This is a genomic window from Hydrogenivirga sp. 128-5-R1-1, from assembly GCF_000171895.1.
In genome coordinates this window covers 1-2,120 of the sequence record NZ_ABHJ01000172.1, presented here as the reverse complement: position 1 = coordinate 2,120, position 2,120 = coordinate 1, and the positions used below count along the sequence as shown (strand labels likewise).

2 protein-coding genes are annotated in these 2,120 nt (G+C 36.0%); both read right to left on the bottom strand.

Annotated features, from left to right (window positions below; genetic code table 11):
• Positions 1–57 precede the first annotated feature (57 nt).
• Entirely contained in the window at positions 58–1,377 is a 1,320-nt protein-coding gene (locus HG1285_RS03755; RefSeq protein WP_008288801.1) for a trehalase family glycosidase, read from the bottom strand.
• A partial coding sequence (locus HG1285_RS03760; protein ID WP_008288800.1) for an FMN-binding glutamate synthase family protein occupies positions 1,374–2,120 on the bottom strand: 747 nt, incomplete at its 5' end. The genes HG1285_RS03760 and HG1285_RS03755, both read right to left, overlap by 4 nt.

Sequence of the window (2,120 nt, the reverse complement as noted above, 5' to 3'; positions counted from 1 at the left end):
ATCAGTCTTTCACCTCTTGCTGTGAAATTATATTTTGATTATACTGCTGGATATTTTTTATGTCAAATTGCCTTCATCAGATAAAATATCAATTAAAAGAGAAGCCGTCCATGAAAAATCTTTAGCTCCGTATCCTTTTCCTTCATGTCCAAAGTACTCATAAAATCCGTAGTGGGAAATCAGGTCTATAATAGATTTTGCTATATAGCTTGCGTATTCCTTGAACTCTAAAAAATCGTATTTTTTCAGCCCCTTATAAATAAGCCAATTCATATTTACCCATATAGGACCTCTCCAGTAAAGATGTGGAGAAAAATCTTTCTGTTTTTTATCATAACTTACAACTGCATAGCATTTTTCACCTAACCTGCAGAAACTACCTGAGTTCATATAATCAAACAGGCATTTTGCTTCTTCATCTGGTGGTATCTTTGCGTATAGAGGAGTAAATCCTGCTGAGACATGAGTATTTATGAGTTTTTTATTCCTGAGGTCATAGTAAAGGTATATATGCTGGTCACAGTCTAAGAGTTTCTCGTTTAAGGCATTTTTTGTAAGCTCGTACCACTCTTCAAATATCCTGTAATCTTCTCCTATAATCCTTGCTATCTCTGCAAGGTCTAAGTTTGACTGAGCAAGAATGGCATTTAAAAGGGGTCCTTTCACAAGAAATGGAGAGTGTTCTAATATGCTTTTCTGGTCATATTTCAGCTCTTTAAAAAGCTCTATTAAATAAATGTAAATGTTGTAATCTTTATCTGTAGGCCTGTATTCCTTTGCAACTGTCTCTATGTCTTTTCGTTTATAGATAGGAAGCTTTTCTTCTTCTACTTTTATTCTTCTGTATATGTCATCCCAGACCGGAATGTTATCTGTTCCAGATTCCCACGGATGAACTATACATATGAGCCCGTCGTTGTCAGGGTTTCTTTCTCTGTACAGAAATTCATGCCAGTTTTTTAGTTTTGGAAAGATAAACTTTAAAAACTCTTTTGCCTTTTTTCTATCTTTTGCGTTTTTATAGATGTAAAGGCAGGCAGTGGCGTGGACAGGTTGCTGGATTATACCTGACGTTTTAACAGAAGGTGAATTTTTATTTATATGGGTCATCCAGTAGTCTGGATCGGGGAAATAGTTTTCAAAATCACAGTGATATACGATATGAGGAAGCATCCCATTTTTCCACTGACCTTTAAACAGGTTTATTATCTCATTTTGTGCTTTTTCCTGGTCGTAATAAGAGTATCCTATCGCTATAAATCCGCTATCCCATGACCACTGGTGAGGATATAGATACTTGGAAGGTGCCGTGTATTTTATCATCCAGTTTTTATACAAAACCTCTTTTGCTTTTTCAAACAGTCTTTCGTAGTTCATTTTATTTTTCCTTTTCCCATATTTTCCGGATAAGGATAGATTTCTTTAAAACTTTTTATCTGATGGATATTTATTCTTCTGAAAATATGTTTTCTCTTTATCTGATGAGGTTTTTCCAACCCAGCTGCGGCTATAAGTTCGACAAAGGCTTTTACAGTCTCATTGTGGTAGTTTTTAACTCTTTCTGCCTTATCTTCAACAACAAGACCTTTTATCAATCTCTCATCTTGCGTTGCAACTCCAACAGGACATCTGTTTGTATTGCACTTTAAAGCATGGATACATCCTAAAGCCAGCATCATCCCCCTTGCACTGTTGCATAAGTCTGCTCCAAGGGCAAGGGCTTTCGCAATATGAAATCCTGTGAATATCTTCCCTGAAGCTATTATCTTAATCTCATCTTTTAACCCAAACTCAACCAATGTGTTGTAAACAAAAGGAACAGCATCTTTATATGGCATTCCAACAGAATTTGAAAATTCTAAAGGAGCCGCTCCTGTACCTCCTTCTCCTCCGTCAACTGTTATAAAATCAGGGTATATTCCCGTTTCAACGATGGCTTTACATATATTGATAAACTCCTCTTTACTCCCTACACAGATTTTAAACCCTACAGGTTTTCCTCCTGAAAGTTCTCTTAAAGTTTGTATGAACTCCATCATTTCATAGTCGTTTTTAAAAGCTGTATGTCTCGGGGGAGATATAACTGTAGTGAATGGTTCTACTCCTCTTATTTTGCAATT